At 37.4% G+C, this 243-nt stretch carries 1 pseudogene; it reads right to left on the bottom strand.

Annotated elements, in window-relative coordinates:
• A pseudogene (locus tag AWV70_RS22505) lies at positions 1 to 243 on the bottom strand (tetracycline efflux MFS transporter Tet(L)); the annotation flags it as partial.

The following is a 243-nucleotide window of genomic DNA, read 5'->3' as shown; positions in this document are numbered from 1 at the left end:
TCCAATGGTTAACACGTACAATGGACCTTTTCTATCAACAAGTAATCCACCAATGTAACCGAAGATAATAACGCTCATTGTTCCAGTGAAAATAATCACACTGCCAATTGCAGCAGTACTTAGTTGATGTACATCTTTCATCATGTAAGGAACCATAGAGATAAACCCTGCTACTGTACCAAATATAAGTCCTCCACAAAGGACACCAATTATAAAAGAAATATTTTTCCCCAGTGCAGGTTC

This window comes from Sporosarcina koreensis (assembly GCF_001531445.1).
Classification (GTDB): domain Bacteria; phylum Bacillota; class Bacilli; order Bacillales_A; family Planococcaceae; genus Sporosarcina; species Sporosarcina koreensis_C.
Note: the sequence above shows the minus strand (reverse complement) of the source record. Positions and strands in the feature narration are given on the sequence as shown.